The organism is Chitinophaga qingshengii (genome assembly GCF_014529935.1).
Lineage (GTDB): Bacteria > Bacteroidota > Bacteroidia > Chitinophagales > Chitinophagaceae > Chitinophaga > Chitinophaga qingshengii.
On the sequence record NZ_JACVFC010000001.1, the window covers coordinates 3,615,276 to 3,634,883 of the forward strand.

Here is a 19,608-nt window from a genome sequence, read left to right on the forward strand (position 1 = left end):
TTAAAACCACACTGCGAGCGATGCTGTCAGGGCAGTATTTGTGTTTTTAAGCGCTGTTCCTTTGATGAATGTTTTATCTCTTCCGTCAAACATCCTTCCTTCTATACGAAACATCACATGGCTGACAGGGGTGAAGTCGAGGTTAAGGGAATAGCCGGTAGTCTGGAATCCGTGCGGTGTCCCGGTAGCAATCACTACACCGTCTGCATCGTTAAAATATTCCACCCTGCCTGCTGCCGCCAGTTTATCAGTGAAAGCATAACGGGCAATCACAATTGGTGTATACCAGTTGGATAACTCGCTGCTGCTTTTTTCCTTTTGTTGCAAACCATAGTCAATTCCCGCTATCAGGCTGAATTTATCTGTTATACCAAAGGTACCATAAAGGTTGTTAAAATAACGCATCCGGCGGGTGCTGTCGGGGAAGTCGTTGCCTACATAAGTACTCCAGTTAAGCAGCACTTTATCAGACGGCTTAAAAGTAATCTGCGTACCGAAATTCGGGGTCTGGTTACCATCTACCCGTTTGATACGTTGCCATCCGTTGAGATACATCGCGGCAAATGACCATTTTTCATTAGGCGTCCAGGTTACTTTGGCGCCGGTTTCAAAATAAGGTGAATTTTCTGCCAGCATACTACGGGTAAGTGTATAACAATCTTTCCCGATAGCGCTTTCAAAACCAATATGAGCGGGCATAATACCGGCATCAATCCATACATTTTTACCCACCCTTACGCCGACATTGGCTTCGTATACATATTGAAAAATAGAGGGTTCCGCTGCCAGATTGTACTGGGCATAGGTACCGGCCATCAGGCCGATGTTTCCCCGTACCCGGTCCGACGTGTAATTGGCTTTCAGCAGGGCCAGGTTGAGGTTCAACTCATTGTGCCGGTTGAAATTATACAGGAAGTTGGGCTTGGTATGATTGGATGGCTGATTCATATCATAACTATAATACGCTTCCGCATAACCGGAAAATGTCAGTTTACCTTTTTCTTTCTCTGTAGTGGTTTCCGTTTGGGCAAAAAGCGTGATAGCGGCAACCATGATGGCGACCAGCAATAAAATCTTCTTCATAAAATTGAATAGGTTAAATGGGTTTCCGGTGAGGTTTTCACCGGAAACCAGTGTTTTATTTTAATTCATCCAGGGCGATGTTGAGTTTGAGCACGTTCACAGTGGAAGGGCCCAGCATGCCCAATACGGGCGCTTTGGTGCTGGCATCGACCAACTGTTTCAGTTTCTCCGGTGCCATACCCCTGGCTTTCGCTACGCGCGGAATTTGTACGTAAGCCGCAGCAGGAGAGAGGTGAGGGTCCAGACCGCTGGCAGAAGCAGTCACCAGTTCAGCCGGTATATCGGCTCTTTTCACATCCGGGTTATGCGCCAGGAAAGTGTCTATTCTTTCCTGTACGGTTTTCAGGTAATCCGGATTACCGGGCGCCTTGTTGGAACCGCCGGAACCGGCAGCATTGTAATCTACCGTGCTGGGGCGGGACCAGAAGTATTTATCTTCCGTGAATTTCTGTCCTATATTTTCATACCCTACTACTTTTCCGTTATGCGTTACCGTTACACCGCCACCTTTACCGGGCGCCATTTTAGCGATACCGGCAATCATGAGTGGGTAGATACCGGCCAGCAGCACCAGCAGGAGAACAGTCAGTTTAATAGAGGGCAGGAGATATTTTTTCATTTTCTTATTTTTTTATTTTCCCATTTTTACTGCATAAAGAGGGCGATCAGCATATCTATCAGTTTGATACCGATGAAGGGGGCGATCACACCGCCTACACCATATATCAGCAGATTCCGGCGAAGCAATGCGCTGGCGCCTATAGGCTTGTAAGCCACACCGCGCAAAGCCAGCGGAATAAGCATAGGTATAATGATGGCGTTGAAGATCACGGCGCTGAGAATAGCCGTTTCAGGGCTGTGCAGCTTCATGATATTAATGCCCTGCAACGCAGGGATAGAGGCAACGAAAAGCGCCGGCACGATGGCGAAATATTTCGCAACGTCGTTGGCAATGGAGAAAGTGGTGAGGGTACCGCGTGTCATCAGCAGCTGTTTACCGATTTCCACGATCTCAATCAGTTTGGTGGGGTCGTTGTCCAGGTCCACCATGTTACCGGCTTCCTTAGCGGCCTGGGTACCGCTGTTCATGGCTACGCCCACATCTGCCTGGGCCAGGGCCGGGGCGTCGTTGGTACCGTCGCCCATCATCGCTACCAGGCGGCCTTCCTGTTGTTCCTTCCGGATGTAGGTCATTTTATCTTCCGGTTTGGCTTCTGCGATGAAGTCGTCTACACCGGCTTTGGTAGCAATGTATTTAGCGGTCAGCGGGTTATCACCGGTTACCATCACGGTTTTCACCCCCATTTTGCGCAGGCGCTCAAAACGTTCGCTGATACCGGGTTTGATAATATCCTGCAGTTCTATTACTCCTTGTACTTTGCTGTTGAGGGCTACTACCAGCGGGGTACCACCGTCGCGGGAAATAGCTTCCACGCGGGACTGGGTGTCTTCCGGAAAATGGAAACCTTCTTTTTCGGTGAGCCTTCTGATAGCATCGTACGCGCCTTTGCGGATACGGTTACCATCCGGCAGATCGATACCGCTACTGCGGGTTTCGGCAGTGAATTTTACCAGGCTGGCGCCATTCACGGACAACTTGCTGACAATATCCTTACCGGCCAGTTCCACGATGGACTTACCTTCCGGCGTTTCATCAGATAAAGAGCTGAGTGCGCACAGGCGGATAAATTCTTCCGGCGCATGACCATTGGAAGGATAGAAGTTGGTCGCCTTTCTGTTACCGATGGTGATGGTACCGGTTTTATCCAGTAACAGCACGTCAATATCGCCGGCTGTTTCTACGGCTTTACCGGATTTGGTGATCACATTGGCGCGCAACGCGCGGTCCATACCCGCAATACCGATAGCAGAAAGCAAACCGCCGATGGTAGTAGGGATCAGGCACACAAACAAAGAGATGAATGCGGCAATGGTAATCGGCGTTTGTGCATAGTCTGCAAATGGTTTCAGGGTTACGCATACAATGATGAACACGAGGGTGAAGCTGGCCAACAGGATCGTCAGCGCTATCTCGTTCGGTGTTTTCTGGCGGCTGGCGCCTTCTACCAGGGCAATCATTTTATCCAGGAAGGATTCGCCCGGTTCGGTCGTTACGCGCACCTTGATATGGTCTGACAGTACTTTGGTACCGCCTACTACACTGGATTTATCGCCGCCGGCTTCGCGGATCACCGGTGCAGATTCACCGGTGATAGCTGATTCGTCGATACTGGCAAGGCCCTGCACAATCTCGCCGTCTGCCGGGATAATATCGCCCGGATCACAAACGAAGATGTCGCCTTTACGCAGCGCGGAAGAAGACACCACCTTGATTTCATTGGTGAAAATTTCTCCGATCAGCTCTACTTTTTTAGCGGGTGTTTCTTCCCTCGTACGGCGCAGGCTCTCTGCCTGCGCTTTACCACGTGCTTCTGCAATCGCTTCTGCAAAATTGGCAAACAGCACGGTAAGGAACAGTATTAAAAAGACAGTGAAGTTGTAAGTAGCACTTCCCTGGTCGGTATTTTTAGTAAAAGCGGCGTAGATGGCCACTATCAGCATCACCACGGTACCTACCTCCACGGTAAACATCACCGGGTTTTTAATCATCAGTCTCGGATTCAGTTTCACGAAGGACTGTTTCAGGCTTTGCATCACCTGCTCCCTCGGAAACAATGTATTATCTCTTTTCTTCATGGTAGTTGTTCATTATAGTTTATCATCTGTACAGGGAGAAATACTCTGCAATAGGACCCAATGCCAGGGCCGGGAAATAAGCCAGCGCCGTCAGAATCACGATTACGGCAAAAGTCATGGCGCCGAAGGTGATAGAATCCGTACGCAGCGTACCGGCAGATTCCGGAATGAATTTTTTAGACGCCATCAAACCTGCAATCGCAACCGGACCGATAATGGGTAAGAACCTGCCGAGTATCAGCACAAAGCCGGTAGTCACGTTCCAGAATACGTTGCCGTCACCCAAACCTTCAAAGCCGGAGCCGTTGTTGGCATTGGAAGAAGTATATTCATACAACATCTCGGAGAATCCGTGGTAGCCGGGGTTGTTCAACCAGGCGGACGGTTTCACGGCCCAATTGGCTTCCGGGTGATGAGCCAGTACCCAGGAAGAGAGGGCCGTGCCCGCCAATATCAGGAAGGGTGACAGCAGCGTGATGATAGCGGCTATCTTCACCTCTCTGGCTTCCAGTTTATGTCCCATCAGTTCGGGCGTACGGCCTACCATAAGACCGGAAATAAACACCGCGATGATGATAAAAATGTAGTAGTTAAGGATACCTACACCACAACCACCGTAGAAGCAGTTAAGCATCATGGCCAGCAGTTCCATCAGACCGGTCATGGGCATAGTGCTGTCATGGAAACCGCAGATAGAACCGGTAGAGATAATAGTGGTTACGGTACTCCAGTAACCGGTGGCGGCAGGACCAAAGCGGACCTCCTTGCCTTCCATGGCGCCCGTGGCCTGTTGTATGCCCATATGCGCAATAGCCGGGTTACCATTTATTTCGGCCGTCATAGTGGGTATGAGCAGGCATAACATCCCGATGGTCATCACCCCGAAAATGACATAGGCAAACTTGCGGCGGTTGACAAACATCCCCAGGGCAAATACCATGGCGATGGGAATCACCACCTGCGCCACCATTTCGGTCATCCAGGTAACATAGTTGGGGTTTTCCAGCGGATGTGCAGAGTTGACCCCGAACCATCCGCCGCCATTGGTACCCAGATGTTTAATGGCTACAAAACCGGCAGCGGGCCCACGGGACACATTTACGGTGTCGCCTTGCATAGTCACGACCGTATCTTTACCGTCGTAGCTGGCAGGGGTACCGTTGAATGCCAGTATGATAGCAATCACGATACACAGCGGTAAAAGCAGACGGGTATTGGTTTTCAGGAAAATATCCCAGAAGTTGCCCAGCTTGGTCGTACTCTTTTCTTTAAAGGCTTTGAATACGACGATTAATGCGGCGATACCGGTAGCAGCGCTCACAAATTGCAGGAAAGCCAGTACAAACAACTGGGTAAGATAAGTGACGCCCGTTTCACCGGAGTAGTGCTGCAGGTTACAGTTCACCAGGAAGCTGATAGCGGTGTTAAACGCCAGGTCGGCAGACTGTCCTGGGTTGCCATCGGGATTTAATGGCAGCTTATCCTGGAACATCAGCATAAAAAAGGCATATACAAACCATACCAGGTTGATGGTGAGCAACGCTTTCAGATGCTCTTTCCAGGTCATTTCCTCCTTGGGGTTGATACCGGATATTTTGAAGAAAAGCCGCTCCAGCGGCGCCATAAAGTCGGACCAGGTTTTTTCTCCGTTAAATACCTTTACAATATACCTTGCCAGTGGCCAGGCGAGTAGTAATGTTAGTCCATAGGTGGCAATAACGCCTAAAATTTCTGTTGTCATTTCCAATTAATTAAAAAGCATGTAGCATGCGGCCACAGGAAGGCCGTCTCAGAATTTTTCCGGTTTCAGCAGTACATATATCATGTAACCGAAGACCAGTATTGATAGCACGAATAATGCGGTCATAGTAGCTGTTGTTTATCAGATTTTTTCGAAATAATCTACAGAGGCGAAGAAGAGGGCAAAGCAGGCCAGGCCCGCGAGTACCAGTAATACAGTCATCATAAAAAATGTTTTAAAGCGCTATTGTTTGTAAATGTTGAATCCTGACAATGCGGAGAGAAGAAGGTAACATGTCCCGGTGTTGCGTACATAATATCGGAGATAACGCATACATAAACACACTTTCAATAGCATTCCGCAGCACGTTGCTGCCGTTGCGGTACAGTACCCCTGCAATGGTAAAACAACGTTTCACTTCCTGTAATTGTTCATGACGGATCATGTTGCCGGTATAGTCGGCAAATGTGTGAATTACTTTACTCACTTTTTCTTTGGCTGTCAGTTGTTCCATTGGAAATGACAGACCAGGGATCTGTAAACCGATCAATTGTGAGATTTTCGAGTCTGGTAACATGTGAATCAAATGTTTGATACAAATAAGGGCATACCAGCCAAATGCCAGTATTAAAAAGAAGTTAAAAATATCTTCCAAACAATTGACAATCAATCAAATAAGTTAATATCAAAATAATTAAATAAAAAATGACCGGGGGGAACCATGCAGAATCTGAAGGGTGTTTTCAAAAATGGGAGGCAAAAAAAGCGCCTCCCGGGATGGGAAGCGCTGATCAATTTTTACAGTCGTGAAATTTAAATGTTTTAACTAAACAGGTACAATACATCTTCTTTGGTCAGCTTCTTCACAAAGCCGCTATCATCGGAGATGATTTCTTTCACCAGCGATTTTTTACGCTCCTGCAACTGTAATATTTTTTCTTCTACCGTGTCTTTACAGATCATGCGGTAAGCGAAGATATTTTTTGTTTGTCCGATACGGTGGGTACGGTCAATCGCCTGTTGTTCCACGGCGGGGTTCCACCAGGGATCTACGATATACACATAATCGGCCGCGGTGAGGTTAAGACCCACACCACCGGCTTTCAGGGAAATCAGGAACACCCGGCATTCATCGTTATGCTGGAAGTTCTGGATAGCCTTCTCACGGTCCATGGTAGAGGTGCTGCCATCGAAGTATTCGTACGAAATCTTCATGTGCTGCAATCTTTCCCGGATAAGGCCCAGCATACCGAGGAACTGGGAAAACACCAGCACCTTGTGGTTACCGATATTTTCAGCGATTTCGCGGGTCAGTTCATGCAGCTTCACGGAATGGTTAGGATATTGTTCCGTATCGTTGAGGATAGCCGGGGAATCGCAGATCTGGCGCAGCTTCATCAAACCTTGCAGGATGGTGAGCTGTGACCGTTCCATGCCCTGGTCTTCGATAACACCCAATATCTTGGAGCGATAGGTATTGCGGTAAGCATCGTAAATATGACGCTGTTCCGGGTCCATTTCGCAGAAGATAACCGTCTCGATTTTATCCGGCAGGTCCTTTGCCACCTGTTCTTTGGTACGGCGCAGGATAAACGGATAAATCAGTTTACGCAGGTGTTCTTTTCTTTCTTCATCCTGGAACTTGTCAATAGGAGTAGCAAATTCGTTGCGGAAGAAGTCCACACTACCCAGCATACCGGGGTTGAGGAAGTTCATCTGCGCATAGATATCGAAAGTATTGTTCTGCATAGGGGTACCGCTCAGCGCCAGCCTGTTCCTGGTTTGTAACAGCTGCGCCGCTTTTGTCACTTTGGACTGCGGGTTTTTGATCGCCTGGGATTCATCCAGTACTACATAGTCGAATTCCAGTTTCATCAACGTCTGGATGTCGCTGCGCAGCGTTCCGTAGGTGGTGATGATCACATCGAACTTGGCCAGTTCTTCCGAATCCTTGATACGGGTAGGGCCATGGTGGATATGATGCTGGATTTCCGGTGTAAACTTACGGATCTCATTTTCCCAGTTATAGATCAGCGTAGTTGGACACACCACCAGCGCCATACACTTACCGCCATTTTTGTTTTTGTAATACTGGAGGAAGGTCAGTGCCTGAATGGTTTTACCGAGACCCATATCATCTGCCAGGATACCGCCCCACTTGATTTCATCAAGATAGTTGAGCCACTGGAAGCCACTTTCCTGGTAAGGACGCAGCGTCGCCTGCAGGTTATGCGGCAGGGAGATATTACGGATTTCATCGAACTGCAACAGCTTTTTGCGTTTCTGTTCCAGTTCTATCACTACGGCTTCATCGTCAATAAACTCGTACAGTTCGTCAATGACGCTGAAGTTATATTTGCTGAGTTTAAGCCCTTTGTCTTTTTCTTCCCCTACTTTGAAGAGGAGAGAGTATTTACGCAGCCATTCTTCCGGCAGCAGGCCCAGGGAGCCGTCTGCCAGTTGCACATAGTTTTGTTTGTTGGCCAGCGCATTTTTAATGTCTTTGATGCTGACCTTCTGGTCGCCATACAGCACTTCAATCTGCGCATCGAACCAATCGATACCGGAGCTGATTTGCAGGTTGGTGACCGGCTTATGTGAACTGAATTTGAAGTTGCGCAGGTTGTCGAAACCGAATACCCGTACATTCATTTCTTTCAGCGCATCGAAGAAGAGGAAGAACCAGTTGTTCTTCAGGGCTTCTTTGGCGCGCAGATAAAAATAGTGCTGGTTATCGTTTTGTGCGAAGTTGGTGTGCAGGGTACGCAGGCGGTTGACAAAGGCGTCTTCCGCTTCCTTGTTGCGGCGGATAACGACTACTTTGTTGCCTTCCTGTACGGTGATTTTTTCTTCTTCGTTCCATTCCACTTCCTGGCCGCGGTAAGCGAATCCAGGCTGGATGATGAACGTTTCTCCCAGTTCTTTCAGGTATACGCGGCATTCCGGTTCTACGCCCGTTACTTCGGCCAGCAGTTCTTTATCAAAGCGGATATCGTACTGGCGGCTTAATGGCAACAGGTAGTCCTTCAGGTATACCGGCCATTCCTTGTTCGGAATTTTCAGTTTACCGTTGTTTTGCTGGAAGATAGCCACATGCAGGGCATCCTGCGGACTTTCAAACAGGAACAGCGTGTTTTGATAGAGAAACAGCAGCGGGCTTTCCCAGTTGTTCTGGGAAACGTTGATCAATTCCCCTTCTATGGATACAAAGCAGTTGATTTCCACATGGGTGTTGCCGCTGGTAGTCTGGAGAACCAGTTTCAGCCTGTCGGCCCCAATTTGCAGGGGCTGCAGATTTTTGGTTTTGAACTGCTGCCTGTTGGGAAGATAAAATACCAGTCCATGTTCTGCCAGCTGGGGAAACAGTTTGGCGAGTTTAGGGTGCAGGTATTCCAGCATCAGCTCTTTGGTTTCGGTAGGCAGCTCTTCCGCATTTTCATGCGTGATGTTTTCCCAGATGCCCGCGAAGGGTGAGTTTTTACTAAGAAACTTGCTGACTTCCGTACCCTGTAGTTTACGGATGGGGGCAATCAGCTCCCGGTCTTTTTCCTTGTATTGGTAGAAGTCAACGTATTTGGTGAGGTCCAGTTTGCTGGCCAGGGAAACGAAGGCGGTTTGTTCTTCGTTCACTTCACCGCTGACGATGTCTATTTTGAAATAAGGGTATAATGTTTCGTTGGCATTAAATACCGCAGCCAGGCGTTGCGTTACCGTGAGGGTTTCTTCCGGCGGTGGCGGGGCTTGTTGCTGCTGTCTGCCAGCAGCGGCGCCGTCTACCCGTTTAATGGTAGGGTCCAGTACACGCAGGAAGGGTTTGCCATCCATATAGGAGAAGGCAAATTTACCGTCGAGGTCATCGGTGAGGGAATAGCCGTAGAGGGAGAGGAGTTTATTTTTCTCTTTATCCCAGTTACGCAGTGTATCAAAATAAAAGGGGCCGTTTTTCTGCAGCAGTTGCAGGAAGAGGGCGGTTTTATGTACACAGAGCGCATGGGCTGTTTCATCGCAGGTACAATGGGTATCGAAAAAACGTTCCTCATTGCGCTGGATGATCAGCGGGTATTCCTTTTTATCCAGCGTTAATACAGCTTCCACCTTTTCATCTTTGGCAGATGAAACTTTAGCCGGATGCTTTTTGACGATCTCTTCTGCTTCCGCTATGATGGCGCTGGAAGTCAGCAGTTTAATCGTTTTAATATCGATGGATTTCATTTTGATCAGGGTATGTTGCTGATCAAAATGTGTTTCGAAGCTCTCGAAATGATTCTTATCCAACATTTCCTGGAGCTGGAACAGGGCTGCCGCTTCGTGGCGGCAGATGTCGCCCAGGTTGTAAGGACATTGACAACGGATAGACATACCACTGGTTTCCCCGTATTTGTTGATGGAAACCCGGTAATAGTTGGCATGTGTGTCACTTTTCACGCGGAAAGTAGCTGATTTCAATACCGGGTCAGCTTCGATGAGCTCAACGCCACCGGTAGAAAAAATACGCTTCCCCCTGCGGATCACTTCATCAGTGCCGTTATTGTAAACATATTTTAGCAAATGGGGTAGCGACATACTATTCGTTGTTGCCCGCTTTTATATCAGCGACTACGGGGTAAATAAATATATCAAAAAACTTTAACCGCTGATGAAAAGGCAATCCACAAAAGTAAGCAGAAATCTTTAATAAACAGCGGGCAAAATACCCATAAAACAGCAATCCCTTGATGGTGGCAAGTTAGCTACGATCCGCCCGGGCAGGGCGCTTTATTTGATATTTAAATATTTTTATATTTATTTATTCTAATGCGTTTTGACTGATATTATTTTACCATTGTTTATCAAGTTATTATAATCACATAATTAAAAATTGATATAAAAGAGAAATCTGTGATAAAAGATGGGGCGTAAGGGAAGCACCGGATAGCTCAGGCCATTATTCAATATGCCGGATATACCGCTTCACCGAAAAATCCATGGCAGCCTTGGCCCCCGTACGTACATATTTCCCGAAAGCGCCGTACATGGCATCATAAGCATACGGCGCCACCGCATCGTCAATTACTTTTACTTCGGCGGCAGACAACGGAATATTATTAGGATAACTATACATGAAAGACATCGTCTTCCTGTCAGTCGAGACCTGTATCACATCACCGACCAGGAGCATTCCTTTGCCAGCCGGGCTGTACAGCACATTAGCGCCCGGGAAATGCCCGCCGCACAGTACCAGTTTGATACCATCCCAGAGCTCCAGCGAAGACCCGCTCCATAGTTTGATCACCTCATCATGCCGGCCCAGCCAGGAGGCGTCGAGCTGATGCACGTACACGGGTATACGCCCGAATGCATGGCTCCACTCTACAATAGAAGAAAAATAATGCGGATGCGAAATGGCAATAGCGCGGATACCACCCAGGCGTTGCATGATATCTATCGTAGAGGCGTCGAGGTGAGTGATACAATCCCAGAGGACATTGCCGTGAGGCGTTACCAGCAGGTGGGCACGCTGACCAATACCAAAATCCGGTGTGGTATAAATGGCGTATAAATCAGGCGCTACCAGCTCAATGATATTTTTGTGCCGGGGTTGCAGCTGTTCAAAAGTGGTCCAGCTTTGACCGGCAGGGTTTACATACTGTCGCTCGTCTTCACAGATAGGACAGTGTGCTGGTGCGGTGTCAGTAGCGTCATACTGTACGCCACAGGTTATACAGATATAATGTTTCATGTCCGTCGTTTGGCCTGTAGAAAGGTAGGGGATTTTCGACAAAAGCGGTAATCCTATTCCTCATTTTCGGTATTCAAAAAATGACGAAAGGTTCTGCTATGTGGGGATTACCGGGAGGAACGCTGACGATGGGAGGGGAATGGTGATATCGTTATTTAGTCATTTAGTTATTTGGAAATTTTGTTCAGTGAATATCAATTTCCCAATAACTAAATGACTAAAATATCAAAATGGAACCAGCTCTCCGTTCCTGAATATAGGCAGCACATTGGCGCCGTCAGGAGTGAGGCAATAGGCAATATCTTTTTCCAGGCCGTATTTAGCGAGGCGTTGGTAGTGGGAGGCTTGTTTCATGTAGCCGTGAATATCACCTTTATTGGCGTTGTATACTGTTTCAGCAGCGACAGCGGCATCACAGTTCACGTCAAAGTGTTCGCGGATGCGGCTTACCACGGCGCCGGCAAACAAGGTGTCTTCCAAGTTTACGCGGTCTTTCCAGGCGGCGCAGCCGAGGATCACGTTTTGTCCCTGCGACACCAGGTAATCGCATACCGCGCTGATATTAGGGAAAGAACCGGTAACGATCTGGATAGCGTCTTTAGCCATGTGCAACAGTTTCGTTCCGTTGGTGGTGGTCAGTACCAGTGTTTTGTTTTCGATAAACTCCCGGGGATATTCAAAAGGGGAGTTACCATGTACCAGTCCTTCCGCTACTTTGCCATCGCGTTCACCGGCGGTGATGCCATCAATAGCTTTACCGATATTCACACATTCTTCTACAGTGGCAACTGGTATAACGCTGGCGGCGCCATTATAGAGGGCCGTACAAATAGTAGAGGTAGCGCGTAATACATCAATAATGACTACGATACTGTTTTTCACATCATAGAGATGTAGTAAAGCCGGAGATAAACATACTTCCAGGCTGGGTTTGTTGCTTGCTGTCATTCAATTGCTTTTAGGCATTAATCAAGGATTACTCTCCACTTTTCGCTCTCTGCGTAATCCTTGATAATATCATTCCGTTGTTTCAGCAGGCGGGTCATGTATTGCTGCAGGTATACCTTTTCAAACATCCGCCCGAACCAACCGTAGGGAGTGCCAAAGTCCATGATGTCGATCATTACGGTACCGTTACCGATTTCCCTGAAGTGATGTTCATGTTTCATGTGGGTAAAATCCCCTTCTGTCATTTCATCCGTGAAATGTACGCCTTCATGCATGGCAGTGATTTTTGTTGTCAGCTCCCGCATTTTGCCAATATGTTTGGCTCTCCAGGTAACTGTTTCATTCAGCCGTATCAGGCCATTGGTGCGGCCTTTGATGGCTTCTTCCTGCATGTGGGCCATGCTGCGTTTATGCAGGGTTATACTCCGGCTAAGGTCGTATACCCGCTCCAGCGGCGCATGGATAACGGTCGTTAAATGTATCGTCGGCATAGATATGGCAATAAATAAGTAAATCGTCTCTCTAAAGAAGCAAAGAACCAAATAAAAGAGCAAAGGAGCGAAGAACAACTGTAATCTCCTTTTCCCCTTTGCTCTCTTATCATTCTTTGCGTGCCGAAATTAATAACTTTCACCCGCTATTCCTAGCCAAGGAAAGGCACTTTCGACACTTTTGCCTTCAGGGCCTTGTCCCTCACAGCGATAAATATTTCTGAGTCCAGTGCGGCATGAGACATTTTCACATAACCGAGACCTACCGCTTTGCCCAGGGAAGGGGATTGTGTACCGGAAGTTACACGGCCAATCACGTTACCTGCTGCATCTTTGATTTCGTAATCATGACGGGCAATGCCTTTGTCAATCATTTCAAAACCAACGAGTTTCTGGGTGATGCCTTCTGTTTTCTGTTTTTCGAAGATAGCACGGGAAGGGAAGTCTTTCGTGAATTTGGTGATCCAGCCCAGACCAGCTTCCATCGGAGAAGTACGGTCGTCGATATCATTACCATACAGGCAGAAACCCATTTCCAGGCGGAGGGTATCACGGGCGCCCAGTCCGATTGGCTTCAGGCCTTTAGGACCGCCGGTAGCGAAGATAGCGTCCCAGATTTTGTCTGCTGCACCGTCTTTGTCTTCAAAATAAATTTCTATACCACCTGCTCCGGTATAACCGGTAGCGCTGATCACCACATTGGGAACACCCGCAAAATCGCCTTTGGCAAACGTGTAATATTTCAGGTTCACGATATCCACATCGGTGAGGGGTTGCAGCATGCTGGTGGCGTTAGGGCCCTGGATAGCCAGCAGACAGGTTTTGTCGGAAATGTTGTGCATTTCCACCCCTTTGGTATTGAACTGGCTGATCCAGTTCCAGTCCTTTTCGATGTTGCTGGCATTTACCACCAGCATGTACACGTTGTTTTCTTCAATACAATATACCAGCAGGTCATCTACCAGGCCGCCTTCATTGTTGGGCAGGGAGCTGTACTGGGCTTTGCCGGCAGTCAGTTTGGAGGCGTCGTTGGTAGTAACACGTTGAATCAGGTCCAGCGCATGTTCACCTTTCAAAATAAACTCACCCATGTGGCTTACATCAAATACACCGGCATTGGTACGTACCGCCTGGTGTTCATCGTTGATGCCCGTATAGGAGATTGGCATGTTGTAACCCGCAAAAGGAGCCATTTTGGCGCCCAATGCAATGTGCTTCTGTGTAAAAGGTGTGTTTTTCATACTTTGTTTTTAAAACGGGGCAAAAATAGGGATTTGCCCCTTATGAAACATAAACCACTTCCGGGGTATGACCATTCTCAGACCGACATCATATTAAACATAGTTAAAATGCAACAGGGGCTTAAAAAAGAACTTGGGCCGGTTGCGCGTTAGGTGGGGGTAATTCGTAATTTTGCAGCAGACCCAAAAAAAGATGGCGTGAAAAAGATAACCTGGCTGTTACCACTGGTATGTACTACCTTGTTCGTAGATGCACAGAAAAAAAGTGACCGAAAAACCCTGTCCAATCTACAAACGCATGTCACCTATCTCTGCAGCGACAAGCTGGAAGGCCGCCAAACAGGCGCCCCCGGCGAACAACTGGCTGCGGCCTATCTTTCCTCCCAACTCGAACAAATAGGCATCAGTCCCAAAGGCGACAACGGTTTCCTCCAAACTTTCACCATCCGCGAAGGCCGCGAACCGGATAACTGCACCCTCACGCTCAACCATGAAAAACTGGTGTCCGGTAAACAGTTCATCCCCCTGCCTTTCAGCGCCGGCAAAAACGCCAAAGGCGAAGTACTCCCGGCAGTAAATGAACCGGATAATATCTGGCTGATCAATGCCGCCGAAATAGAGGCAGACCCGCACAAAAGCAATATGGGTCAATATCTCCGGGAAACGCAGGTGGCCGCTAAATCCGGCGCATCGGCCGTTATTTTTTATAATGGCAGGGAAACTCCCGAGGAAGTCAACAGCTGGCACAAACAAAACGTAAAATCTACCAGCATCCCGGCGGTATGGGTCAACAGCGATATCAGCAGAATACTGGCTAAGGATGATGCCAACGCTTTCCAGATAGATATGAAGGTGGCTTTTAAACCGGTGAAAATAACCGGCACCAACGTTATTGGCTTTATCGATAACAAAGCCCCCAAAACCGTGATCATCGGGGCGCATTACGACCACCTCGGCAAAGGCGGCGGCGCTGATGACAACGCCAGCGGAACTGCCGCCCTGCTGGAACTGGCGCGTATGCTCAAATCCGGCCGGTTCAAAAACCATAACTTCGTGATCATCGCCTTCTCCGGCAAAGAAGAAGGCCTGGCCGGATCTTCCTGGTTTACCACCCATAGCGAAGGCATCGACCTTTCACAGGTAAATTATATGATCAACCTGGACATCGTTGGCGATCTCAACGCTGCACGGGGCCTGCAAATAGGCGGAACCAGCTCCTATACGGGATGGCCGGAAGTTATCGGCAGTGTGGCGGCGAAAGACATCCGGGTCGTTTACGACGCCAATAACACCAGCGAGTCCGATCACACTTCTTTCTATAAAAAGAATATCCCTGTGTTGTATTTCTACACCAATGCCCATAAAAGCATTCCCGAAGCGGAAGACAACCCGGATAAAATCAACTACGACGGCACCCTTACCGTTATTAAACTGGTGTACGATATCATCAGCAAAACGGATAATATGGAAAAACTGGCCTTCAATTCCACTACCGCCAGCAAATAATTCCCATCGCCTCCCGCGTTTTCTATGAACAGGAATGAATTACATTGACACGAATTTTATAAATTCGCGGATTGCATTGCGTTCAAACGTCCTGCATTATTTGTTATTAATTCAACGCATCCCTGTTAAATGGACGAAAAACTGGCCCTCGTATACCGGTATTTCCAACTGCTGGAAAATTTCTCCGCAGATCCGGCCGAGTTTGCCAATATTTTTCACCCGGGCGTTATTCAGACGGAATATCCCAATCAGCTGTCAGCCGAAGTCAAACAAAGAAATTTTGAATTGATGCTCGACAGTATGGCTACCAATAAACTGATCCTGAAATCGCAACATTACAGCGTTCAGAAAGCCGTTCAGAATGGAAACTCCCTTGTAGTGGAAGCCACCTGGACCGGCGAAATAGGCGTGGATGCCGGCAAATACAGAAGGGGACAGGTGATGAAAGCCTTTATCTGTACCGTCATCGAATTCCGCGAAGGAAAAATATACCGGCAGCGTAATTACGGCTGCTATGAACATTAAAGCCAGATATCATGAAAATATTATTATCCATCCTCACCGCCGCTTGCCTGCTCTTTGCGTGTAACCCTACCCGTAATGACCACCAGGTGAATAAGGATGCCTACGATGTGATCACCGAAAAAAGTTATGTATACCGTGAATTCAAGCCGGCTTCCAGCCCGTTGATGGATTCTGTTCTGCAGCTGCGTAAGGAAATCACCGATTACCTCGACCAGCAGGGATTTAAACCACATATCGCCGGTAAGGACAGCCTGTTGTTCCACCGGACCAACGGCCTGGAGGTGATGATAGAAATGCCCGCCCCGCAGGACGCCTGGTCTATGAATACCATCATCGTATTTGATCCGGTGAAAAACCCGTTATTTGTAAATTTACATAAGGGCACCGCCCAGATCGAACATTATATTAAAGCAAAATAATCCGTTAGCAGTTTGCCAATAGTACAGAACATCAGGTTAACCGTAGACGCGGTCGTATTCGGATATATTCCCAGGGAAGGCATCGTTGTGCTGTTGATTAAACGCACCATTGACCCTTATCTGCATAGCTGGGCGCTGCCCGGCGGCTTTGTGCTGGACGGCGAATCGCTCGAAACGGCCGTCACCCGCGAACTGCTGACAGAAGCCGGTGTTCATATCAACTATCTCGAACAGCTGTATACCTTCGGCCTGCCAGGCCGCGACCCCAGAGGGAGAGTGGTGTCTGTTGCCTACTTTGGCCTGGTGAACCCGACCAACTTCAAACTCGCTGCCAGCTCCGACGCAGAAGATGCGTCCTGGTTCAATATCAAGGACCTGCCCTCACTGGCCTTCGACCATGCCACCATCATTGATGTGGCGGTACAACGCCTCCGCAATAAAATCCGTTACGAACCCATCGGCTTCGAACTGCTTGATCAGAAGTTCCCCATCGCGGATCTCGAAAAACTCTACGAAACACTGCTGGACCGGCCCATCGACCGCCGGAACTTCCAGAAAAAAATAAATCACCTCGGTATTCTCATTGCCCATAACGAAAAACAAAAACAGGTGTCCCAGGGCCGCCCCGCTAAACTTTTCAGCTTCAATGAAGAACAATATTTTAAGCTGAAAAAAGAAGGAATGGCGTTTGAGATTTAGTGATTTTTTGATTTTCGATTTTTTGATTTTTTGACTGATTATAACGAAGATGGTATCATGTTCGGAATGTTTATAATTTTATAAATTACTGTAAATCAATTGGTTTAAAATATTTTGTGTATTTTTTACAAAAAATATTTTGACTGATATTAATTCTCTTTATATATTTGTGTAACAAATACACAAAATGGCTCGGATATGCAAACAACAAAGCCCACAGGAGTTATTATAGCCCGGTTTCAAACGCCCTCCCTTCACGAAGGGCACCTGGAACTGATCCGGCAGGTGAAACTAAAACATAACCGTGTACTGATCATCCTCGGCGTAAGCCCGGTGAAAGGCAGCCGTAAAAATCCGCTCGATTATTACACCCGCGAGCGCATGATCAAACAACAGTTCCCCGAAATCATTATACTGCCCCTCAGCGACCAGAAATACGATACCATATGGTCTAAAAAGCTGGATGAACTACTGCACAACAATTTCCCCCACGAAACCTTCGTGTTGTACGGGAGCCGCGACAGCTTCATGGGTACCTATTCCGGCCGCTACCCTACGGAAGCACTGCCTCCGGTAAAAGATTACAACGCCACCGCCATGCGGGAAGCTCTGTCAGATAAAGTGTTCGACACAGAAGAATTCCGCGCCGGCATCATCTACAACACATACAACCTGTTCCCCGCTGTATATGCCACCGTAGACATCGCCCTGTTTAAAAACAACAAACAGCAGCTGCTGGTAGGCCGCAAACCCAACGAAACTACCTGGCGCCTCCCCGGCGGGTTCTCCGACCCTACGGACGATTGCTTTGAAGTGGCCGCCGCCAGGGAACTCCGCGAAGAATGCGGCAACATGGAAACCAGCGCCATGGAATATGTGGCCTCCGTTAAAATAGACGACTGGCGCTACCGCTCCGAAACCAATAAAATCATTACCACCCTGTTCGCTACCGACCTGCTCTACGGCGAACCCACCGCCGGCGACGATCTGGCGGAAGTAAAGTGGATAACGCTAACGGATATACCGGAACTAATGAAAAAACAAGAACTCGCTGACACACACCAACCTTTATTTCAACGACTGGTTGATAAATACCTTCTCTAAGACTTAAAACTTACTGCTATGACAAAGGAAAATCTGATCCTCCTGGCCGACGCTTACAAATATTCCCACCATAAATTATACATCCCCGGTACCCAACATATCTACTCTTACCTGGAAAGCCGCGGTGGTAAATTCGATGAAACCGTGTTCTATGGTTTACAATATTTCCTGAAAGAATACCTGCAGGGCGTTGTTTTCACCAAAGAAAAACTCGATGAAGCGGAAATCACCCTCAAAGAAGTATTTGGCCGCGACGATATATTTGACCGCAGCCGCTTTGAATATATCATCCATAAACACGGCGGGAAACTCCCGGTACGCATCAAAGCAGTTCCCGAAGGCACGGTGGTGCCTGTACGAAATGTACTCATGACCATCGAAAACACAGACCCGGAATGCTTCTGGCTCACCAACTTCCTCGAAACCCTGCTGATGCAGGTTTGGTACCCTTGCACGGTAGCTTCTGTATCCAGGGAAATCAAGAAGATTGTCAAAAGATACTACGATGATACCGCCAGCGCCACCGCTTTCGCAGGAATCGACTTTGTACTGAACGACTTCGGCTTCCGTGGCGCCAGCTCTGTAGAAAGTGCCGGCATCGGCGGCAGCGCCCACCTGGTCAGCTTCTCCGGCAGCGATACCATCGCCGCCTCTGTATTCGCCAAACGTTATTATGACGCGGCCACCGCACCCGGCCTGTCTATCCCCGCCACGGAACACTCTATCGTAACTCTGCTGGGCGAAGCCGGTGAACTGGAAATTTTTAAACATGTACTCAATGCCTTCCCCACCGGTACCATTGCCTGTGTATCTGACTCCTACAATATCTTCCGCGCCTGTGAAGAATACTGGGGCACGGAATTGAAAGAACAAATCCTGAATCGCCAGGGTACCCTGGTCATCCGCCCCGACAGCGGCGATCCGGTACAAACCCTGCTGCGGGTATTCGATATCCTCATGAATAAATTCGGCTACACTGTCAACGAAAAAGGATACAAGGTATTACCGCCTCAGGTAAGGGTGATACAAGGCGACGGTATCAGCTACTCTTCTATTCCCGGTATCTTCGAAGCGCTCAAACAAGCCGGTATCAGCGCGGAAAACCTGGTACTGGGAATGGGTGGCGCACTCCTGCAACGCGTCAACCGCGACACCCAGGAATTTGCCCTGAAATGCGCCTACGCTGAAGTAAACGAACAAGGTATCAACGTTCAGAAAATGCCGGTAGAAATGGACGCCAGCGGCCAGTTACGTACCTCCTTCAAAAAATCTAAAGCCGGCAAACTCAAACTGGTGAAAGAAAACGGCATCTTCCACACCATCGGCGCCGATGATGCACCCGAACAAAAAGACCTCCTCGAAACGGTTTTTGAAAACGGTGAAATCACTAAAACATGGTCTTTCGACGCCATTCGCCAGGCAGCCGCTTTATAAA

Annotated in this window: 17 protein-coding genes; 6 read left to right on the forward strand and 11 right to left on the reverse strand. The window is 48.2% G+C overall.

Annotated features, from left to right (window positions below; genetic code table 11):
• From ICL07_RS14090 to gcvT, 11 genes are all read right to left on the reverse strand, one after another.
• On the reverse strand, window positions 1-1,083 hold the full coding sequence (locus ICL07_RS14090) for a porin (RefSeq protein WP_188088530.1): 1,083 nt from the start codon (window positions 1,081-1,083) through the stop codon (window positions 1-3).
• A 55-nt stretch (window positions 1,084-1,138) separates the two neighbouring features.
• Window positions 1,139-1,702, reverse strand: coding sequence for a K(+)-transporting ATPase subunit C (locus ICL07_RS14095; RefSeq protein WP_188088531.1), 564 nt, complete (start codon window positions 1,700-1,702; stop codon window positions 1,139-1,141).
• Between the two features lie 26 nt (window positions 1,703-1,728).
• Window positions 1,729-3,780: a potassium-transporting ATPase subunit KdpB gene (kdpB, locus tag ICL07_RS14100; protein ID WP_188088532.1), complete on the reverse strand. Its 2,052-nt coding sequence runs from the start codon at window positions 3,778-3,780 to the stop codon at window positions 1,729-1,731.
• A 22-nt stretch (window positions 3,781-3,802) separates the two neighbouring features.
• Entirely contained in the window at window positions 3,803-5,521 is a 1,719-nt protein-coding gene (kdpA, locus tag ICL07_RS14105) for a potassium-transporting ATPase subunit KdpA (protein ID WP_188088533.1), read from the reverse strand.
• A 48-nt stretch (window positions 5,522-5,569) separates the two neighbouring features.
• Window positions 5,570-5,647 carry a potassium-transporting ATPase subunit F gene (locus ICL07_RS32800; protein WP_078670327.1) on the reverse strand — a complete coding sequence of 26 codons (78 nt, stop codon included), beginning with the start codon at window positions 5,645-5,647 and terminating at the stop codon, window positions 5,570-5,572.
• Window positions 5,648-5,756: 109 nt separating this feature from the next.
• Complete coding sequence (locus tag ICL07_RS14115) at window positions 5,757-6,098, reverse strand: DUF7674 family protein (protein ID WP_188088534.1); 342 nt, start codon at window positions 6,096-6,098, stop codon at window positions 5,757-5,759.
• Window positions 6,099-6,343: 245 nt separating this feature from the next.
• Complete coding sequence (locus tag ICL07_RS14120) at window positions 6,344-10,084, reverse strand: DEAD/DEAH box helicase (RefSeq protein ID WP_188088535.1); 3,741 nt, start codon at window positions 10,082-10,084, stop codon at window positions 6,344-6,346.
• A 361-nt stretch (window positions 10,085-10,445) separates the two neighbouring features.
• On the reverse strand, window positions 10,446-11,240 hold the full coding sequence (locus ICL07_RS14125; protein WP_188088536.1) for an MBL fold metallo-hydrolase: 795 nt from the start codon (window positions 11,238-11,240) through the stop codon (window positions 10,446-10,448).
• 225 nt (window positions 11,241-11,465) lie between these two features.
• The gene (locus tag ICL07_RS14130; RefSeq protein ID WP_188088537.1) at window positions 11,466-12,188 is read right to left on the reverse strand and encodes a 2-phosphosulfolactate phosphatase; all 723 of its coding nucleotides are present in this window, start codon (window positions 12,186-12,188) and stop codon (window positions 11,466-11,468) included.
• Window positions 12,189-12,205: 17 nt separating this feature from the next.
• Window positions 12,206-12,679, reverse strand: a complete 474-nt coding sequence (locus ICL07_RS14135) for an SRPBCC family protein (protein WP_188088538.1) — start codon at window positions 12,677-12,679, stop codon at window positions 12,206-12,208.
• Between the two features lie 152 nt (window positions 12,680-12,831).
• Window positions 12,832-13,920 (reverse strand): glycine cleavage system aminomethyltransferase GcvT, encoded by a 1,089-nt coding sequence (gcvT, locus tag ICL07_RS14140; RefSeq protein WP_188088539.1) that lies wholly within the window; start codon window positions 13,918-13,920, stop codon window positions 12,832-12,834.
• A gap of 198 nt (window positions 13,921-14,118) precedes the next feature.
• Here gcvT and ICL07_RS32700 point away from each other — a divergent pair, with 198 nt between their 5' ends.
• The 6 genes from ICL07_RS32700 to ICL07_RS14170 all read left to right on the forward strand — a co-directional run bounded on the left by ICL07_RS32700 (window position 14,119) and on the right by ICL07_RS14170 (window position 19,607).
• Window positions 14,119-15,426: a M28 family peptidase gene (locus ICL07_RS32700; RefSeq protein ID WP_188088540.1), complete on the forward strand. Its 1,308-nt coding sequence runs from the start codon at window positions 14,119-14,121 to the stop codon at window positions 15,424-15,426.
• 129 nt (window positions 15,427-15,555) lie between these two features.
• On the forward strand, window positions 15,556-15,951 hold the full coding sequence (locus ICL07_RS14150) for a nuclear transport factor 2 family protein (protein ID WP_188088541.1): 396 nt from the start codon (window positions 15,556-15,558) through the stop codon (window positions 15,949-15,951).
• An 11-nt stretch (window positions 15,952-15,962) separates the two neighbouring features.
• Window positions 15,963-16,370, forward strand: a complete 408-nt coding sequence (locus ICL07_RS14155; protein WP_188088542.1) for a hypothetical protein — start codon at window positions 15,963-15,965, stop codon at window positions 16,368-16,370.
• A gap of 12 nt (window positions 16,371-16,382) precedes the next feature.
• Window positions 16,383-17,069 carry an NUDIX hydrolase gene (locus ICL07_RS14160; RefSeq protein ID WP_188088543.1) on the forward strand — a complete coding sequence of 229 codons (687 nt, stop codon included), beginning with the start codon at window positions 16,383-16,385 and terminating at the stop codon, window positions 17,067-17,069.
• Window positions 17,070-17,267: 198 nt separating this feature from the next.
• Window positions 17,268-18,173, forward strand: a complete 906-nt coding sequence (locus ICL07_RS14165) for an NUDIX domain-containing protein (RefSeq protein ID WP_188088544.1) — start codon at window positions 17,268-17,270, stop codon at window positions 18,171-18,173.
• An 18-nt stretch (window positions 18,174-18,191) separates the two neighbouring features.
• Window positions 18,192-19,607, forward strand: coding sequence for a nicotinate phosphoribosyltransferase (locus ICL07_RS14170; RefSeq protein WP_188088545.1), 1,416 nt, complete (start codon window positions 18,192-18,194; stop codon window positions 19,605-19,607).
• The last annotated feature ends 1 nt before the right edge of the window (window position 19,608 follow it).